Annotated in this window: 15 protein-coding genes; 3 read left to right on the plus strand and 12 right to left on the minus strand. The window is 44.4% G+C overall.

The genetic code is table 11. The annotated features are described in order from the left end of the window. Nucleotides 1-65: 65 nt before the first annotated feature. From RIL182_RS15795 to RIL182_RS15805, 3 genes are all read right to left on the minus strand, one after another. Complete coding sequence (locus tag RIL182_RS15795; protein WP_006855763.1) at nucleotides 66-1613, minus strand: sensor histidine kinase; 1548 nt, start codon at nucleotides 1611-1613, stop codon at nucleotides 66-68. Then, on the minus strand, nucleotides 1613-2311 hold the full coding sequence (locus tag RIL182_RS15800) for a response regulator transcription factor (protein ID WP_022112191.1): 699 nt from the start codon (nucleotides 2309-2311) through the stop codon (nucleotides 1613-1615). The genes RIL182_RS15795 and RIL182_RS15800 overlap by 1 nt, the downstream gene beginning before the upstream one ends. A 107-nt stretch (nucleotides 2312-2418) precedes the next feature. After that, a complete protein-coding gene (locus RIL182_RS15805; RefSeq protein ID WP_006855766.1) occupies nucleotides 2419-2994 on the minus strand; it encodes a hypothetical protein in 576 nt (191 codons plus the stop codon). A gap of 190 nt (nucleotides 2995-3184) precedes the next feature. On the opposite strand from RIL182_RS15805, the gene RIL182_RS15810 reads away from it, so the two are divergent. Then, entirely contained in the window at nucleotides 3185-4498 is a 1314-nt protein-coding gene (locus RIL182_RS15810; RefSeq protein ID WP_006855768.1) for a glycoside hydrolase family 27 protein, read from the plus strand. Between the two features lie 9 nt (nucleotides 4499-4507). Here RIL182_RS15810 and RIL182_RS15815 read toward each other — a convergent pair whose 3' ends face one another. The 7 genes from RIL182_RS15815 to RIL182_RS15845 all read right to left on the minus strand — a co-directional run bounded on the left by RIL182_RS15815 (nucleotide 4508) and on the right by RIL182_RS15845 (nucleotide 14266). Next, a complete protein-coding gene (locus RIL182_RS15815) occupies nucleotides 4508-6439 on the minus strand; it encodes a glycoside hydrolase family 127 protein (protein ID WP_022112189.1) in 1932 nt (643 codons plus the stop codon). A gap of 43 nt (nucleotides 6440-6482) precedes the next feature. Further along, on the minus strand, nucleotides 6483-8285 hold the full coding sequence (gene uidA / locus RIL182_RS15820; protein WP_006855771.1) for a beta-glucuronidase: 1803 nt from the start codon (nucleotides 8283-8285) through the stop codon (nucleotides 6483-6485). Nucleotide 8286: 1 nt separating this feature from the next. After that, entirely contained in the window at nucleotides 8287-9195 is a 909-nt protein-coding gene (locus RIL182_RS15825) for a glycoside hydrolase family 43 protein (protein ID WP_242655467.1), read from the minus strand. Nucleotides 9196-9239: 44 nt separating this feature from the next. Beyond that, complete coding sequence (locus RIL182_RS15830; protein WP_015521234.1) at nucleotides 9240-10985, minus strand: glycoside hydrolase family 35 protein; 1746 nt, start codon at nucleotides 10983-10985, stop codon at nucleotides 9240-9242. A gap of 132 nt (nucleotides 10986-11117) precedes the next feature. Next, nucleotides 11118-12767: an ABC transporter substrate-binding protein gene (locus RIL182_RS15835; RefSeq protein ID WP_006855774.1), complete on the minus strand. Its 1650-nt coding sequence runs from the start codon at nucleotides 12765-12767 to the stop codon at nucleotides 11118-11120. Between the two features lie 104 nt (nucleotides 12768-12871). After that, on the minus strand, nucleotides 12872-13777 hold the full coding sequence (locus RIL182_RS15840) for a carbohydrate ABC transporter permease (RefSeq protein ID WP_006855775.1): 906 nt from the start codon (nucleotides 13775-13777) through the stop codon (nucleotides 12872-12874). Between the two features lie 18 nt (nucleotides 13778-13795). Beyond that, on the minus strand, nucleotides 13796-14266 hold the full coding sequence (locus RIL182_RS15845) for a carbohydrate ABC transporter permease (protein ID WP_006855776.1): 471 nt from the start codon (nucleotides 14264-14266) through the stop codon (nucleotides 13796-13798). Nucleotides 14267-14363: 97 nt separating this feature from the next. Between RIL182_RS15845 and RIL182_RS15850 the strand changes: the two genes are divergently transcribed. Next, a complete protein-coding gene (locus RIL182_RS15850) occupies nucleotides 14364-14873 on the plus strand; it encodes a helix-turn-helix domain-containing protein (protein ID WP_006855777.1) in 510 nt (169 codons plus the stop codon). After that, nucleotides 14843-15514 carry an IS630 family transposase gene (locus RIL182_RS15855; RefSeq protein WP_134523031.1) on the plus strand — a complete coding sequence of 224 codons (672 nt, stop codon included), beginning with the start codon at nucleotides 14843-14845 and terminating at the stop codon, nucleotides 15512-15514. Before RIL182_RS15850 ends, RIL182_RS15855 begins: the two co-directional genes overlap by 31 nt. A 22-nt stretch (nucleotides 15515-15536) precedes the next feature. Here RIL182_RS15855 and RIL182_RS21460 read toward each other — a convergent pair whose 3' ends face one another. After that, a complete protein-coding gene (locus RIL182_RS21460; RefSeq protein ID WP_006855781.1) occupies nucleotides 15537-16196 on the minus strand; it encodes a hypothetical protein in 660 nt (219 codons plus the stop codon). Between the two features lie 200 nt (nucleotides 16197-16396). After that, nucleotides 16397-17428: a LacI family DNA-binding transcriptional regulator gene (locus tag RIL182_RS15865; protein ID WP_006855782.1), complete on the minus strand. Its 1032-nt coding sequence runs from the start codon at nucleotides 17426-17428 to the stop codon at nucleotides 16397-16399. Between the last annotated feature and the right edge of the window lie 38 nt (nucleotides 17429-17466).

The following is a 17466-nucleotide window of genomic DNA, read 5'->3' on the forward strand; positions in this document are numbered from 1 at the left end:
TATTATCATGAACAACAGAATGCGCACTCTGCGAACATTCTATTGTCACGAACTATACCCATATGTTAGCATTTTTGGTATGATTTATCAACTGAAAAATTTCCATTATTTGTTTCTAGTTCAAACCAGAATTCCACTCCGTCCTCATGATTGATCACGCCGCACTTCTGATGGAACGAATCCATGATTGCCCGGACGATTGACAGACCGATGCCGCTGCCACCGTATTCTCTGGTTCTCGCTTTATCCACTTTGTAAAATTTGATCCAGATATTGTCCACATCTTCTTCCGGTATCGGATTTCCCGTGTTAAAAACACTGACGCGGACTTTGTCCCCTTTCTGTACACAGCTGATATCGATCCGCTTTTCTCCCTCTGCGTGATGGATCGCATTGCTCAGATAGTTGGTCACTACCTCTTCCACCTTAAATTCATCCGCCCACGCATATAACGGTTCCTGCTGTGTAAAGTCCAATGTGATCTCATTCTGATTCAAAAGGATCGCAGACGAATTGATCACCCCCCGGATCAGTTCTGTCAGGTCAAACCGCTCCATGGTGATGACCTCATTGCCAAATTCGAGCTGGTTTAAAGTGAGCAGTTTTTTGACCATTTTATTCATCTTGTCCGCTTCGTCCATGATGACTTCGCAGTAAAAATCCCTGCTCTCCGCATCATCATTGATACATTCTTTCAATCCCTCCGCATAGCCCTGGATCAGTGCAAGCGGTGTTTTTAACTCGTGCGATACATTGGATAAAAACTCTTTGCGCATCTCATCGATCTGCGTCTTTTTGTCAATATCGATCTGCATCTGGTTATTTGCGCTTTTCAGTTCTGAGATCGTATGCTCTAACGTGGTCGACATGACATTCATATATTCGCCTAACTCATCTACCTCGTTGTGGTATCTGCGCCCCGGCTGGTATTTTGCCTCAAAATCAAGCTCCGTCATGCGTTTTGAGATATCGGTCAGACGCAGAAGCGGTGTTGTAATGCCTCTTGAGACAAACACGATCACGACTGCACTGATGATTGCAGCGACAACACCCACCCATGCCAGAAATGTATTGGACAGATTGACGCTTTCCCTGATACTCTCAAGTGCGGTACGCATCAGGATCAGATTGCCGTTTGAAAGTGTTCCGTAAAGGACCAGAAACTCTGAATCTAACCTGGTATCCGTCTGTTTTTGAATAATATAATTATCCGACTGCATCATCACCGTCACTTCATTTTGTTTTTCGCCAAAAATGATATTCATAAATTCCAGCATCATTTTCTGCGTATCATTGACGGAAGACCGCACGATCGTCCGGTCGGAGCTTATGATCATGACGGTGATATTCCCATTTGCACAGAGATTGTCAAATGTCACATCAAAAGAACTGTCATCAAGTGTCCCTGCCTCACTCGCTTCATCGATCGTCTCAAATCCGGAAAGCAGCGTATTTTGTTTATTGATCACATAGTACGGTTCTAAAAAAACCGTGTTGATAAACCAGCACAAAAGAAGTGTTCCCGTAACCAGACAGATACTGATCAGGATCAACTGGTGTGTCAGTGAACCAAAATATTTTCTTTTAAATTCTTTTTTCCTGCTTTTCATCATTACTTATCACTGCCATTTTCTTCTGCTTCGAATTTGTAACCCATGCCCCAGATGGTTTTTATGTAATCTCCTTTTTCACCGATCTTGGCACGCAGTTTTTTGACATGTGTATCGATCGTTCTGGCGTCCCCGAAATAATCATAGTTCCAGACATGATTAAGAATCTTTTCCCTGGAAAGTGCAATGCCTTCGTTTTCCATAAAATAGGTAAGCAGTTCAAATTCCTTGAAGCTTAATTCGATCTGTCTGCCATCCACCGTCACTGTATGTGCAGTCTGATCGATCACGATGCCGCCGATGGAAAGAAGTTTTCCCTCCTCCGGTGCCTTTCCGCTTCTTCTTAAGATTGCACCGACACGCGCAACTAAGATCTTCGGAGAAAACGGTTTTGAGATATACTCATCAACTCCAAGTTCGAACCCTGTCAGCTCGTCCTCCTCATCGCCCTTCGCCGTCAGCATGATGATTGGCACTTTCGAAGTCTCCCTGATTTCCCTGCAGACCTCCCATCCATTCATCTTTGGCATCATGACATCTAAAATGATCAATGCAATATTTTTTTCCTGATAAAAAATATCGAGTGCCGCTTCTCCATCTCCCGCTTCTAACACCTCATAATCTTCCCTGACCAGAAAATCACGGACTAATTTTCTCATTCTGCTTTCATCATCCACAACTAATATTTTAATTTTTTCCATCTTTGTTCCTCATTTCTGCGCTGCTTTTTTGCACATCTCAAATTTGTGCCAGAGTACAAACCTGCATGTTATCCTAACAGATAATTATGAAATAAATGTGATGTCTTCTATGGTTCTTCCACCGTCTGTTCACGTTCCTTTAACGCGGCTTCCCTCTCATCAAGTTCCTGCTCCCACGCCGCATATTTATCAATCAGCTTATTTTCATAATTGATGATCGTCGGACTGTCGCTCGTCGATGCAACGATAAACATTCCGATCACGCTGACTGCCAGTATCACAGATATAAATAACGTGATCTCATATTTTTTGCGGTATCCATCCGTTTTTTTTGACGCCTTCTTTTCGCTCGCCCTGTTTTTTGCAGAAATCCTTAATTTTTTCCGGAGGCTCTCCTCTAACACCGGATGTGTCACGGAAATCGGAAGAATATCACTGTTATTAATGGACGGATTCTGAATCAGATATTCCTGTAGTTCTTTTAAGTATGTAAATCCAACCGCTGTTTCAAACAGCTCCTGCTTCACCATTTTATTATATATTTCAAGCACCGTTTCCGGATGATGCATATCTGCGCGTTCTTCCACATAATGAATCCCATGTGCTTCCTTTTTCGCCTGCTCTGCTTCCGCTTCATCCGTAAAAACAAAACCGTTTATCTTTACTTTTTTCTTTTCGGACATGATTATTCCTCTTATTTTTCTTATTATCGTGATATGTCTTTTGTCATTCTGATTTTAATAATGTCAGAATCAAATAACGGTTCCAACATTATTTTCATTATAAAAAAATGTGAAAAGAAATGCAATGCGTATTGTATTGTAATTTCTATATAGTATAATCGGCTTAGGAAATCAATTCTGGAGGTTTTTTATGAACAAAAATAATTTTGCACCGCTGCCGCCTATGGGTTGGAACAGCTACGATTACTATGACACCACGGTGACAGAAGATGCCGTGAAAGCAAATGCAGATTACATGGCTGCACATTTAAAGGAGTTTGGATGGGAATATATCGTCGTTGATATCGAATGGTACGCGATCGGTGCCGGTTCCATGCGCAATCAGTTCCAGTATATCCCGTTTGCGGATGTTGCCATGGATGAATTTTCAAGACTGCAGCCGGATCCGGCACGTTTTCCATCTTCTGCGGACGGAACCGGTTTTACCCACCTTGCTGACTATATCCACAGTCTCGGTTTAAAATTCGGTATCCATATCATGCGCGGAATCCCAAGAACTGCTGCGCATAACCATTGTAAGATCAAGGGCAGCAACGTGACTGCCGATATGGTCGCAAATCCTTCCTCCATCTGTGGATGGAACCCGGATATGTACGGTGTCCGCGATACGGAGGCAGGACAGGCTTACTATGATTCCCTGATGGAACTTTATGCTTCCTGGGGTGTTGATTTCATCAAGTGCGATGATATCTGCAATACCAATATCTATCCGGCCAATCCTTATTCTGCACGCCATGAGATAGAAATGCTCGCAAAGGCGATCGCACGCTGTGGCAGGCCGATCGTTTTATCCCTTTCTCCGGGACCTGCACTGATCGAACACGCATGGCACTATGAGACTTATGCAAATATGTGGCGTATCACCGATGATTTCTGGGATAAATGGGATCTGTTAAAAGATATGTTCCACCGCTGTGAGCTCTGGCAGAACCATGTGGCAAAAGGATGTTACCCGGACTGCGATATGCTTCCGCTCGGCTGGCTTGGAAAAGGATTCGGTCATGAATGGTACACTAATTTTACACCGGAGGAACAGCATACCATGTTAACGCTCTGGTGTCTCTTCGGTTCCCCTCTGATGCTTGGCTGTGAACTGACAAAGTTAGATGACGCCACACTTGCCCTTCTTACTAACCGCGATGTGCTGTCCATGTTAACCCCGGACTGCAAGCCGCATCAGGTATGTCTTGACGATGAAAAAGCCATCTGGTGTGCATACAATGCAGTTACCGATGAACACTTTGCCGCCTTCTTCAACCTATCGGATGAGACACAGACGATCCACTGTGACATCGAAACGCTCCATGTCGACGATGAACCCTGTGCCCACAAAGATGCCAGCCTGACGGAACTTTGGAGCAAAGAAAAAACATCCGTATCCGGCAGTGCCATTTCTGTCACACCGCCAGCACACGGATGTCTGGTATTTCGTGTAGAAAACTAGTCGGAAAGATCACTCCTCCGGCATCCAGACACGCATCTGGTTTTCTCCCCGGTTCGCCCACGCATAATAAGGAATTGCGGTCAGCGTCACATCTGTCCGCTTCGGGCGTTCCTCGGAGTAAAGTGCATCACTGCTCTCCATCCGGTATCCCGGCAGATGGATCAGCACATTTCCCGCTAATACACCTTCTTTGCAAAGTTCCGTCTCAGCTTTGATCTCTCTTGGTATACGAAGTGCCTGAATGCACTCACCATTGTCTGCACCTTCAAAGCAGTAAACGACCGGTCCCCTCATCAACGCGACACAGCCCTCATCTTCACGCACATTCGTATTTGCATAAATTTTTCGTACTGGAAGATCAAATGTAAGTGCAACCACATCATTTTCTCCCCAGTTTCTCTTCAGATAAAGATAACCATCTTTCACAAAAGACATGTCATCTGTTTTTTCTCCGTTTACTGTCACAGCAAGTGTGTCCGGACGAATATGGGATGGGATATGAATTGCAAGTTCAAACGCCTTTTCTTTTTTTGCTTTTACCTGATAGGATACCTTTCCTTCCCACGGATAACTGCTTTCTACCGTAATCACCGCTTTATCAAAATCCGCGGTCTGTCCCAGAAACAGATGTGAATAGAGCGTCGTTTCACTCTCACTCCATGCATAAGTTCCCAGTGAAGTTACAAGACGTACCAGGTTCGGCGGACAGCATGCACATGCATACCAGCCCGGACGGGTCGGCAATACATGTTTATAACCAAAGATCGTGCCGGATGTTCCCGGATTTACCTCAAGCGGATTCACATAGAAAAACTGTTTTCCATCCAACTGGATACCGCTGATGGTTCCATTGTAAAATTCCCGTTCCATGATATCGGCATAAATTCCAAGGGGTTTTATTTCCAACATTCTCTTTGCAAAAAAGATCATTCCTATCGACGCGCAGGTCTCCGCATATGCCATATCGTTTGGCAGATCATAGTCAATCGTAAATGCCTCGCCCTCAACCGTAGAACCGATGCCGCCGGTGATGTACATTCTTTTCTTTACAATATTATCCCACAGAGTCTGACACGCCTCATAAAGTCTCTGATCTTTATCTTCCCCGGCAAGGTCTGCCATCGCCGTGTACATATAAACGGCACGCACACTGTGCCCAACCGCCTCTTTCTGCTCATAGATCGTGGCATGTGTCTGCGTATATCTCTGATCTAACGGCTCTAAGCTGTACTGCCCCCAGTGCTGCCAGCCTCTTTTTTTCTTTTCCTCGTAAAAGTAATTTGGATTTTTTCCGCGCTCTTCCAAAAAATACCGTGCCATATCCTTATATTTCTCTTTTCCGGTCGCACGGTAAAGTTTCATCAGTCCGATCTCAACTTCCTGGTGCCCCGGAATCCCCGGCTCTTTATCTTCCCCGAACATGGAAATAATATGGTCAGCAAGACGCTCCACCACATGAAGCAGTTTGTCTTTTCCGGTTGTCTGATAGTAGGCGACTCCTGCCTCCATCATATGTCCGGCACAATAAAGTTCATGGCACTCCTGCAAATTCTGCCAGCGGTGTTCCGGTTCTTTTACAATAAAAAAGGTATCAAGATAGCCATCCGGCTGCTGTGCCTTTTCGATGATGTCAATGATCTCATCCGCACGCGCTTCCAACTCATTGTCCGGCTTTACCGCAAGCGAATAGGCGACACCCTCTAACCATTTTGCGACGTCACTGTCCTGAAAGACCATACCGTAAAATTCTCCTTCGCTTAAACCTGCGGCAATACGAAAATTTTCAATGGCATGGCTTTTTTCCACGCCTGGCACTTCATCATTTAATACTTTCTCCTGAAACGGAATGACGGTGTCTGTCATGCGGTGCTGCATGGCAGACCAGAATGGGTCGTGGATTTTTATCTGGTTGATGTTGATTTCACGAATATTTTTTGACATGAGTCCTCCTTTAGTTTGTGGCTCCCGCTTTGTGCTTTACCACCTAACCCTTATACTCAAAATTAGGTATCTCTCCCCATCTCTCTTTAAAGTAATGCGCCGCCATTTTCGGTCTCCTCTCTCTCGTAAACAGTCCCTTTTTATTACCATCGACTCTCATGCATCCCTGCACAGTCGCAAAATCCGCAAAGTTCCAGACATGTTCACCGATAAAGAACTTCCTCTTATCAAACTGCGCATTCTGTCTCTTGTAAAACTCCACCTGAAATTCCTCCGAGAACATTTCCGGCACACACTCATGGATGCCGGCTACAGCATCGGCACCGTACTCGGTGATCATGACCGGTTTATTCTGTGACTCCCAGAAGTCGAGTTCAAGATTTAATCCATAGCAGGCAGCGTCAAGATCTCCGGACAGGTTGTACCATCCATAGTAACGGTTAATGCAGACGACATCCATGCTTCTTGTGACAATGTCTTTTTCATAATTGTTCTGACAGCAGACTAAAGTGACTGGACGGTCAGACGGGTCTGTCTCATGTGCCAGTTCATAGAGGGAATGCCAGTACTCGTATGCTGACTCCGGGAAATTCTCCGTATCAGGTTCATTTCCAAGTGACCACATGACAACGCATGGATGGTTTTTGTCACGCGCGATCATGTCCTTAATGACCTGTTCATGGTGTTCACGGATAGGAAATGTCTCATAAGGATTGATTCCTGCTCCGGCACCGATCCCGACTGCCGGAACCTCGTCGATGATCACGATTCCTTCACGGTCGCACAGGCGGTACATTTCTTCCGCATATGGATAATGGCTGGTACGGAAGGAATTTGCATGCAGCCAGTGGATCAGATTGACATCTTTGACATCCAGGCAGACGTCCATACCGCGTCCGTGAAATGCGGAATCCTCATGTTTTCCAAATCCTTTGAAGTAAAATGGTTTTCCATTGATCAGAAATGAAGTCCCCTCCACGCGCACCGTACGCACGCCAAACGGCTCCTCATAATAATCATCACCGAACGTGACTGCTGCCGTATACAGATACGGTGTTCCCGGATATGGCTCCCACAGTTTTGCATCCGGTATCACGATCTCCCCGGAAGTGCCTTTTGCCTGTGCCACTTCATTTCCATTGGCATCTAAGATCTGCAGTACAACTTCCTGTCCATCTGTATCTGAAGTCTTAACCTGATAATTCACAATGCCATCTGTTCCACGGATATCTGTCACAAGCGTTACATCTTTGATATACGCCTTCGGTGTCGTATAAATTCTGACCGGACGGTTGATCCCTGCATAATTAAAGAAATCAAAATTAGGAAGATTCTGTGGTTTTCTCCAGCGCTTTGCCGCCTCGACACCCGGCACGCCTGCATTGTCCGCTCCCATAAATGAGGTCCCCTCCTCATTGCCGACCGGGAGCGTGCTGTGATTGATGCGGTTATCCACAGCAACGACCAGTTCCGCACTCTCCCCTGCACATAATTTGTCAGTGATATCCACTTCAAATGGAAGAAATCCTCCTTTATGCTGTGTGAGCAATACCCCATTCAGATAAATTTTTGCAAAATGTGTTACTGCGTCAAAGCGAAGCACCAGTCTCTGTCCCTTGTAATAAGAAGGCACTGTAATATTTCTCCGGTAATACGCATAACCGTAATGATTCCGGTAAGCAATATCATCCTTCTGATCGTTGTAAGATGCCGGAACTGCAATTGGCTCCATCTGATCCGGCAATGTTACCGTATCTTTCGGTTCCTCCGTTGTCCCAAGTGCAAAATCCCACACTCCGTTTAAATCAATGATCCCACGAATCTTATTTTCCTGTGGATATAACATGTTACCCCTCCATTTCTGCCTTAATTAATCTCTCATACTCTGCGTCACTTAATTCCAGCACCCCGCCGTGTCTTTTTTTCGTCCTGCCAAGATCATATTTTTCTTTTTCCAAAATCGTGAAATCACCCGATGACAGATCTTCCGTGATCATCGGCAGATACCCTTTTCCCTCGGCAAACTGGTCTGCGATCACACACCAGCTCCTGCCCTCCGGCAAAAGATAGCCCTCCGGGCCTTCCATGCCTTTTAATTTTTCAAAAACCGGGCAGGAGATCCGCTTAAAATCCCCGCGGAGACTGTCTGACTCCTCTAAGATCAGCCTGCTGTCGGTCTCATCCTTTGAGATCCGGTAATATTTTCCGTTACTCCTTAAAATCGTGGTATCGATCACATCCCGCTCACGTTCCATATACAAAAATGTATCCGAAAATGTGACAAAATCCTTTGTATAAGCGGCATAGATGCGGTGTTTTGCAGTCTCTTCCCCATCACATTTTACTTTGGATGCAAAAAAGACTAAAAATGCCTGTTCTTCCTCGTCAAACACAGCCTCCGGCGCCCAGACACAGCCAGCCTCACGGATGCCGACTGTATGGGCGCGCTCCTTTTCCCAGTGCACGAGGTCTTCTGATTCCCAGATGATGATATCCCTGCTGCCGCGCTCCTGCGCTGCCTGCCAGCCCTCACCCTTTTCGATTCGAAGATCGGTTGCGATCAGATAATAACGTCCATTCAGCGGATTTTTTACCGGAAACGGATCGCGCACGCCGCACTCGCCGATATGCGAATACAGTACCGGTTTTCCATCGTTTAGATCCGTCCAGTGCAGTCCGTCCCGGCTCACGGAAAAATAGATCTGCTCGCCGTCCTTCTGTTCCCCGGTAAAGTGTACAAATAAATATCCTGCCATACCCTGCTCCATTCATATTACTTGATTTTTATTTTCGTGGACACTCAGCCAATATCCGGCTCATCCTTCAACACGATCGTATCGCGGGTCTTTCCCTCTGTCTCAAATACGATGATCTCGTTTTCGCCCTTTTTCAGCAGCGGCGCCGGGATATAGAGTCTTTTCTGCGGTCCGATCTCCCAGAATCTTCCGATATTAAATCCGTTTACAAAGACACAGCCCTTTCCCCATCCCTCAAAATCCAGGAATGTGTCTGCTGTCTCGTCGATATCCACCGTAAAACGGTAAAATCCCGGCAGCCCTTCTTTGTATTCTTTGGAAAAGTCAACTTTTTCGATATTGTCGAGCGGCAGCGTGTACTGTTTCCAGTGGTTGTGCATATGTCCGTTGACCTGCACACACTGACCAATGCCTTTTCTCTGGTGTTCCATGCGCGGTCCGAAATTGACACGCCCCATATTTTCCATCAGGATATCAAAATCTGCTCCCCTTTCAAACGTGACATCCAGCTCTTTTTCTTTTAAAAGTTCCAGATCGTAAAGTGTTGTGACCGGTTTTTGATCCACAAAAATATTGGCACGGTCGTTTGCCTCCCACAGGCGGAGTTTTTCGAGTTTCTCCTCCGTATCTAATGTGGAATGATATAAAATATAGCCGTAATTCTGCCCCAGTTTTTCCATGCTCTGCAGGAAACTGCTCTCCACCGGAGCACTGATATCATCCAGCACCGAAAACAGGCTTACTTTTTCTTTTAACGGCAGACTTCCATATGCTTTCCTTTTGATCTCAGTTGTAAATGTGACTTCCGGTATCTCTCTGTACTTCGCAATAACATCACGGTATCTGCGGTATTTTTCTGTGATCTGTCCATCCTCTGTCAAAAGAGCATCATAGTCATACGATGTCACATCCGGGGTCAGCTCATCATAGTAGTTCGAGCCGTTCATAAATCCAAAATTCGTACCGCCCTCAAACATATAAATATTGACATGGCCAAGTTCTAACATTTTATCGAGATCTTTGACACTCTCCTCCAGATTGCCTGTCATATGACCGCCATTTCCCCAGTGATCGAACCAGCCTACCCAGAACTCCGTACACATGAGTGGTCCGCCATCCGTATATTTTTTCAGGACTTCAAAGCGCTCCTCGGTCTTAGATCCAAAATTTCCGGTCGGCAGCGCGCCTTCTAAATGACCCCCGTTTAAGTTTTCTTCAAACGGTCCGTCCGAGGTAACAAGCGGGACAACGACACCGCCTTTTTGCATTTTATCTCTCATTGCAAGCAGATATTCCCTGTCGTTTGCATAATATCCGTATTCATTTTCGACCTGCATCAAAATGACCGGCCCGCCGTAATTAATCTGATACGGCACGATTTTTTTCAATAATACATCATAGTAATCCTGCACATGTTTTAAAAACGGCGGATAGGAAACGCGCAGTTTCATTCCATCTTCCGCTAACAGCCACGCCGGCAGTCCGCCAAATTCCCACTCCGCACAAATGTACGGCGACGGTCTTAAAATCACATATAACCCAAGTTCCTGCGCCGTTTTTACAAATCGTTCTATGTCAAGCATCCCCTCAAAGTGGAATTCACCTTTTTTCGGTTCATGCATGTTCCACGGGATATATGTCTCCACTGTATTGCATCCCATTGCCTTTAATTTTTCAAGTCTGTCCTGCCAGTATTCCGGAACGATTCTGAAATAATGAATTGCACCCGATATGATCTGAAACGGTTTTCCATCCAGATAAAAATTGTCTGTGATCTCAAAATTGCCCATGCCATCTCTCCTCTTTTTCACAAAATGTTCCTTTTGTATCAGTTCTTTCCTATAACAAAAGGTGTTGATCCCCTATTTCTTAGAATCAACACCTTCTGTTCAATAGCGGCACATCATGCCTTTATTGTATACCTATTTGTATAATGCATCAAACTGTTCCTGCAGTGCTGCGGTTACTTCTTCAATACCAGCCTGTTTTAATGCTGACTGCATCTCTGCAACGATCTCCTCCGCAGTTCCCTGATATTTACCATAAGAGATCTGTTTTGTATAGTTGGTATATACTTCGTTGATGTTATCGATCTTAGACTGGATATCATCAACTTCCGGTACAAACTGTCCATACGGATAATCAATCTTTAAGGAATCATACTCACTGTAAAGTTTGTCAATTGCATCCCAGTTTCTTGTAGCGTCTCTGATCTCAAGATCGTCGTTACGCCCCCACCACCAGTTGGTCATACCGTTGATGTTGTCTGTGTCTGAGTTGTAGCCTTCCGGAGTTGTGCGGAGTCCCTCATCGTTGATCTCGTAAGATACGCCTTCAATACCATAGCAGAGTAATCTGTAGCATTCTTCGTCATTTCTTAATAAATCATATACCATCAGTGCTCTTTCCGGGTTCTTGCTTGCTGCGGAAACTGCCATTGCACCGTGTGTGATGGAAAGTGCTACCACGTTTCCGGTCTCTTCTCCGAAGTAGAAGAAACCTGACTCTGCATCCGGATCATCCTGATAAATCGTATTTGACGGAGTTGCACTGCAAAGATCTGTCCAGGTCTGTGTGTGGTGCTGCTCTGCTGCAACACGACCGATACGGTAATCATCACGGTTTGAGGAAGCAGTATTGTTTAATACATCTGTCTTCCATACGCCGATGTTATCCCATTCTTTCATTAATTTTGCATACTCAACCATCATATCTGTGTCTGTGTATGCAGGTGTTGTGATCGTGTAAAGGTCATCTTTTGTACCGCCCCATAATGCGCCGGAACAGACACCGTCGATTGCAACAAAATTGCTGTGGGAGGTGATCCAGCCGTTTGCCATCTGTGCATACTGTGTACCGTCAGAATCCCATGGAATCACATCCGGATATGCTTCTTTTACATATTTAAAGTAAGTTGTAAGGTCTTCCCAGCTCTTGACACCATCTGTCAGTCCTGCTTCTTTTGCCCAGTCAAGACGATAGATGAATCCATGGTTGGTCCACTGTGCGTAATTATCCTCCGGGATCAGATAGATTGAGCCGTTATATTTACACAGATCCCAGTGATCCTGGCTTACGCTCTCCCATGTTTTTGGTGCGTAGGTCTTTAACATATCCTCGGAAAGCTCTAAGAATGCTCCGTTCTTTGCGTTTGGCCAGGCATCGATCCAGTCAGAAGCAGTTCCGACAAGGTCGACAGAACCATCCATCTGTGCCAGTGTCAGATTGTAGTTGGAGAGATAATCTGTCCATCCGATGTAATAAATCTCAAGTTCTGCATTTACTTTTTCGGTCAGGATCGCATTCAGTTTTTCCATCATCTCATCGAGACGCTCTGCGCTCTTACCATCCGGTTTATCACCGGTCACCATATAAGTGATCACTACATGTTCGGATGTGTCAATGTCACCACTACTTGTCGTTCCCCCTGTTTCCGTAGTGGATGCACTGTCTTCCGATTTTGCTGCATTTCCTGTTGTGGAAGAATTGCTTCCTCCGCCACAGGCTGTGGCGCCAAGTAACATTGTACCTGCGAGTAACATTGCCCCAAGTCTCTTAAATCTTTTCTTCATACCATACCCTCCATATGATTTATTTTTGCAGCAGATCTGTCTTTTTCTAAGACAAAACTGCTTTTATTATGACTCTGCCCCATGCAGAGCGATAATCGTATCGATCAGCCTTTTACGGCTCCAACGGTAATACCGCTGATAAAATATTTCTGAACGAATGGATACAGGAAAATGATCGGTCCGGTTGCAAGAATCGCATTTGCCATCTTGATTCCCTCTGTCGGAATATCTGCCAATGATATATACTGTCCTGCAATGGAGTTTTTAAGCTGATCCATTTTATTTACAACTTCATATAATGTATACTGTAACGGTTTTACATCCACTTTCGAGCTTAAGAAGAGAGAGGACTGATACCATTCATTCCAGTATCCCAGTGCAAGGAATAATCCGATCGTCGCAAGTGCCGGTTTTAACATTGGCAGGATCAGGGAAACAAAGATCTTCATATCCCCGGCGCCGTCGATCTTGCCGGACTCTGTAATCTCATGCGGGATCGCCTTCACAAAGTTTTTCATCATGATGATCAGCCACGGCGACATCATAAGCGGTAATAAAACTGCAAAATAGCTGTCCTTTAAGTGGTAAGTCTGTGTCATCAGAAGATAGTACGGTGCAAGTCCTGCGGAAAACAGGCTTGTAAAATATATGTAGAAGGAAATTCCGTTGCGGAACGGGAAATCTTTTCTCTGCAGTGCATAACCTGTCATTGCTATGATTGTCAGTCCGACCGCCGTACCGACCACCGTCAGGATGATCGTGAGCAGATAGGATTTCCAGATACCACCGCCCTTGCAGACCATCTCATAAGCTGCCAGTGTAAACTGTTTCGGAATCAACTGTACACCTTCCGTACGGATCACTTCTTCTGCCGTAAATGAACTTCCAAGAATCAACAGGAATGGAAATATACATGCCAGTGCATAGATTGTAATCACTACATATCCAAATCCCCGCACAATCTTATCAGAAGCTCCAAGTTTTACTTTATTGCTGTTATTTTTCTTCATAGTCGACCTCCATAGATATTAAAACAGGGAATAATCCGGTTCAATTTTCTTAACAATATAGTTCACGATCATAACGATCACAAAACCAACGACTGACTGATACAGACCGACTGCCGACGCTGTCGAGAAGTTAAAATCTGTCATCGTAGCCCTGTAAACAAACGTCTCAATAATATCTGTCGTGTCATATAATAAGGAGTTCGTACCAATGATATTGTAGAACAATCCGAAATTACCTTTTACGATGCCGCCCAATGCAAACAGTAACAGGATGATCACGGTAGGTTTTAAACTCGGGAGCAATATGTAACGAATCCTCTGAAATGCATTTGCTCCATCGACCTTGGATGCCTCTATCATCTCTGCGTCAATTCCGCAGATAGATGCAAAATATACAACGGAGTTGTAACCTGTCTGCTGCCACAGATAAATGATAACCAAAAGTACCGGCCATACATGCGGATCACTGTAAGGTCCCCATTTTTCCATTCCAAGTCTAGTGTACTGACATATTGATATTTAGTTAAATATTTCTGGCTGTTATTGCCGTTTTATGGTACAATAAAAGAAACGGCGGTGATATCCTATGGCAAGACCAAAAAAGTACAAAATCAAACTTACGGATGATGAATTAAAAGAATTTAAATCTGTCATCCGAAAAAATAAAACATCCAAAACAATCCGATGCAGATGCCAGATTATTATTGACCTGGATGAGTCCCACGGAAAAGTATTGACTCATGAGCAGTCTGCAAAATCAAATGGTGTATGTCTGGCAACAGTAACCAATACTGTGAAAAAATATTTTGAGGGTGGTATTGATGCAGTAACTGAGTTTAAGCGTAATGTTAATTCTGATAATGCAAGGCGTGTGCTCGATGGACGTGCTGAAGCCCGTATCATTGAACTTGCCTGTGGTCCGGTGCCGGAAGGACATTCAAGGTGGACCATCCGGCTGCTGGAAGAGAAATCAAAAATTGTTCTTGATACTCCGGTCAGCCGTGAGGCAATCCGAAGAGCCTTAAAAAAAACAAACTTCGACCTCACAAAAACGACTACTGGTGCATCCCCAAAAAAGATGATGCCGAATTTATAGCATGTATGGAAGATGTCCTTGATGTATATGAACTCCCATACAATCCTGAAAGACCAGTTGTATGCATGGACGAAAAGCCTTACCAGTTACTGGGCGATGCAAGGAAACCACTGCCCATGCGTCCGGGTGACAATCAGAAAACAGATTCGGAATATGTCAGGAATGGTACCTGCAGCATATTTGCTTTTGTCGAACCGCTTGGAGGCACTCATCATGTCAGCGTGCGAGAACAACGTACTGCCTTTGACTGGGCAGAAGAGATAAAATATCTCGTTGATGTCATGTATCCTGATGCAGAAAAAGTAATTCTTGTTATGGATAACCTTAACACCCATAAAACGGCGTCCTTGTATAAAAGGTATCCAGCAGATGAGGCAAGACGAATTATCAAGCGTTTGGAAATTCACTATACACCCAAACATGGAAGCTGGCTTGACATTGCAGAAATAGAACTGAATGTAATGACCAGACAGTGTTTGTCACGAAGGATTGAAAACATTGCAAAACTTCGTGGAGAGTTAGCTGCGTGGGAAGTCGAGCGTAATACAGTCGCAGCAAAAGTTAATTGGCAGTTCCGAACTGCCGATGCAAGAGTGAAGTTGAGTTCATTGTATCCTAGGTTTACAACAGCTTCCGAATAGGAAGTTGTTGTAATGCTAAAAATCAATGTGCCAATACACTAGTAAGGATCTCATTTACAAATCCGGTATCATAATTTAATAAGTTAAATACCAGAAATCCGACTAAAACCTGTGAAATGAAATATGGAAGAAACATCATCGTCTGTGATACTTTCTTGAACCATTTACATCTCATTTCATTTAAAAGGATCGCTACCACGACCGCAAGTAAATTTCCAAGAAGGATAAATGCCAGATTATATAAAATTGTATTTTTCGTCAGTGATAAAAGTTTTCCTGATTCCCAGAGGAACTCAAAATTCTGTAACCCTACAAATTTGCTACCAAAAATACCATCGCGGTAATTGTATTTAACAAACGCAACATAGATTCCTGGCAATGGCATATAGTTAAATGCAAAGAAAAAAATCATTGCCGGGACACACATCAGTGTCAGTACACGGTACTTCCAGAGTTTCTGCCAGAAGTTTAGTTTTTTGCCAACCTGTTTTGTAACACCGTTCTCCTTTTTCATATATTTTCCCCTCTCCAACGTTTTCTTGAAACCGATTTCAAAACCTTGTAAAAACAAAGCACTTATATTTTTCACAAAACTGTCTGCCATCTTCCATAAGGTGTAATATTTTTTGATCTTAAGTGTCAGAAACGCCTTTATATCTTCTTTTTTGCATGTTTCCAGCACTTATCTTACACCTTCGCTGCGTAAATCCCATCCATGCAGCCGGCTTTTACACCAGTTGTGTATTTTATAGTGCTTTTTAATTTGAAACCCTTTTCATATTGTTATATTACAATACATATTATGAGTTGTCAACAGGTTATTTTACTTTTTGTACATATTTATTTCACATTTATTTTATTTTTCCGTCATTCTAACGGATTTTACCGTTTTAACTCCGCTACGGATTCTCTGATGATCAGAGTCGGTGTTACTTTCTGTACCTCCGGTACTTCTTTTCCGCCAATCTTATCTAATGCGGTGTCAACCAAAAGCTTTCCAAATGCTTCATAATCATAGGAAATACTGCTCAGCCTTGGTATGACGGTATCTACGATAAACGTATTATCAAAACTGATGAGGGAAATATCCTCCGGGATCCTAAGTCCATGCTCTTTGATGGAACGCATCACACCCACTGCACTGTAGTCATTGATCGCGATCACCGCCGTGGGAAGTGTCTTATTTCCCTGAAAGAGTGCCTCGAACCCCTGATAACCGCCCTCGACCGAATAATTGGAATTGATCACATAGCGCTCACGGTAGGTCAGACCGTTCTTTCGCAGCAGACTGCGGTAGCGGATACGCTTATCGTAAGTGGATTTCATCTCCTCGACTCCGCCGATCAGTGCAATGCGCCTGTGACCTAAACCGATCAGACATTCCATGCTCTGGTTCATGCCCTCCGCCTCGTCGATCGTGACCTGGCAGCACTCACCGCCCTCTACCTTTCCTGTTGTGATGACCGGGATGGATTCAGCGACACGGTTGATCAGATCTGCGTATTCCGGCTCCGTGACAAGGCTGTCTGATTTTCCCCCGATAATGATGATCGCATCCATACGCATGTCAAACATTTTCTGAATATATTCCACCTCAAGATCCGGATTGCTTAATGTTCCGCAGATCATTGGCACATACCCGCGCGCAATGATCTCCTTCTCACAGTTTTCCACCATGGATGAATAATAAGGATTGACCAGATCTGCAGCAAGCACACCGATGACGTTCGTTTTCGTCTTGATCAGTCCCTGCGCAAGCGCGTTTGGCCTGTAATCATATTTGCGGATCACTGCTTCCACACGCGCTCTCTTTTCCTCGCTCACCCTCGCATTTTTTGTCATGACTCTCGACACTGTTGCCGGTGAAACTCCCGCTTCCTGTGCAATTTTATAAATATTTAACTCACTTCCCATCGGCCATCCCCCTTAAAAAGTCATATTTGAAAACGTTT

Source organism: Roseburia intestinalis L1-82, from assembly GCF_900537995.1.
Taxonomy (GTDB): Bacteria; Bacillota; Clostridia; order Lachnospirales; family Lachnospiraceae; genus Roseburia; species Roseburia intestinalis.

Bases quoted from the DNA above. Each gene is read 5' to 3' on its own strand.
- RIL182_RS15795 (WP_006855763.1), bottom strand. From the start codon at position 1,613: ATGATGAAAAGCAGGAAAAAAGAATTTAAAAGAAAATATTTTGGTTCA.
- RIL182_RS15800 (WP_022112191.1), bottom strand. From the start codon at position 2,311: ATGGAAAAAATTAAAATATTAGTTGTGGATGATGAAAGCAGAATGAGA.
- RIL182_RS15805 (WP_006855766.1), bottom strand. From the start codon at position 2,994: ATGTCCGAAAAGAAAAAAGTAAAGATAAACGGTTTTGTTTTTACGGAT.
- RIL182_RS15810 (WP_006855768.1), top strand. From the start codon at position 3,185: ATGAACAAAAATAATTTTGCACCGCTGCCGCCTATGGGTTGGAACAGC.
- RIL182_RS15815 (WP_022112189.1), bottom strand. From the start codon at position 6,439: ATGTCAAAAAATATTCGTGAAATCAACATCAACCAGATAAAAATCCAC.
- uidA (WP_006855771.1), bottom strand. From the start codon at position 8,285: ATGTTATATCCACAGGAAAATAAGATTCGTGGGATCATTGATTTAAAC.
- RIL182_RS15825 (WP_242655467.1), bottom strand. From the start codon at position 9,195: ATGGCAGGATATTTATTTGTACACTTTACCGGGGAACAGAAGGACGGC.
- RIL182_RS15830 (WP_015521234.1), bottom strand. From the start codon at position 10,985: ATGGGCAATTTTGAGATCACAGACAATTTTTATCTGGATGGAAAACCG.
- RIL182_RS15835 (WP_006855774.1), bottom strand. From the start codon at position 12,767: ATGAAGAAAAGATTTAAGAGACTTGGGGCAATGTTACTCGCAGGTACA.
- RIL182_RS15840 (WP_006855775.1), bottom strand. From the start codon at position 13,777: ATGAAGAAAAATAACAGCAATAAAGTAAAACTTGGAGCTTCTGATAAG.
- RIL182_RS15845 (WP_006855776.1), bottom strand. From the start codon at position 14,266: ATGGAAAAATGGGGACCTTACAGTGATCCGCATGTATGGCCGGTACTT.
- RIL182_RS15850 (WP_006855777.1), top strand. From the start codon at position 14,364: ATGGCAAGACCAAAAAAGTACAAAATCAAACTTACGGATGATGAATTA.
- RIL182_RS15865 (WP_006855782.1), bottom strand. From the start codon at position 17,428: ATGGGAAGTGAGTTAAATATTTATAAAATTGCACAGGAAGCGGGAGTT.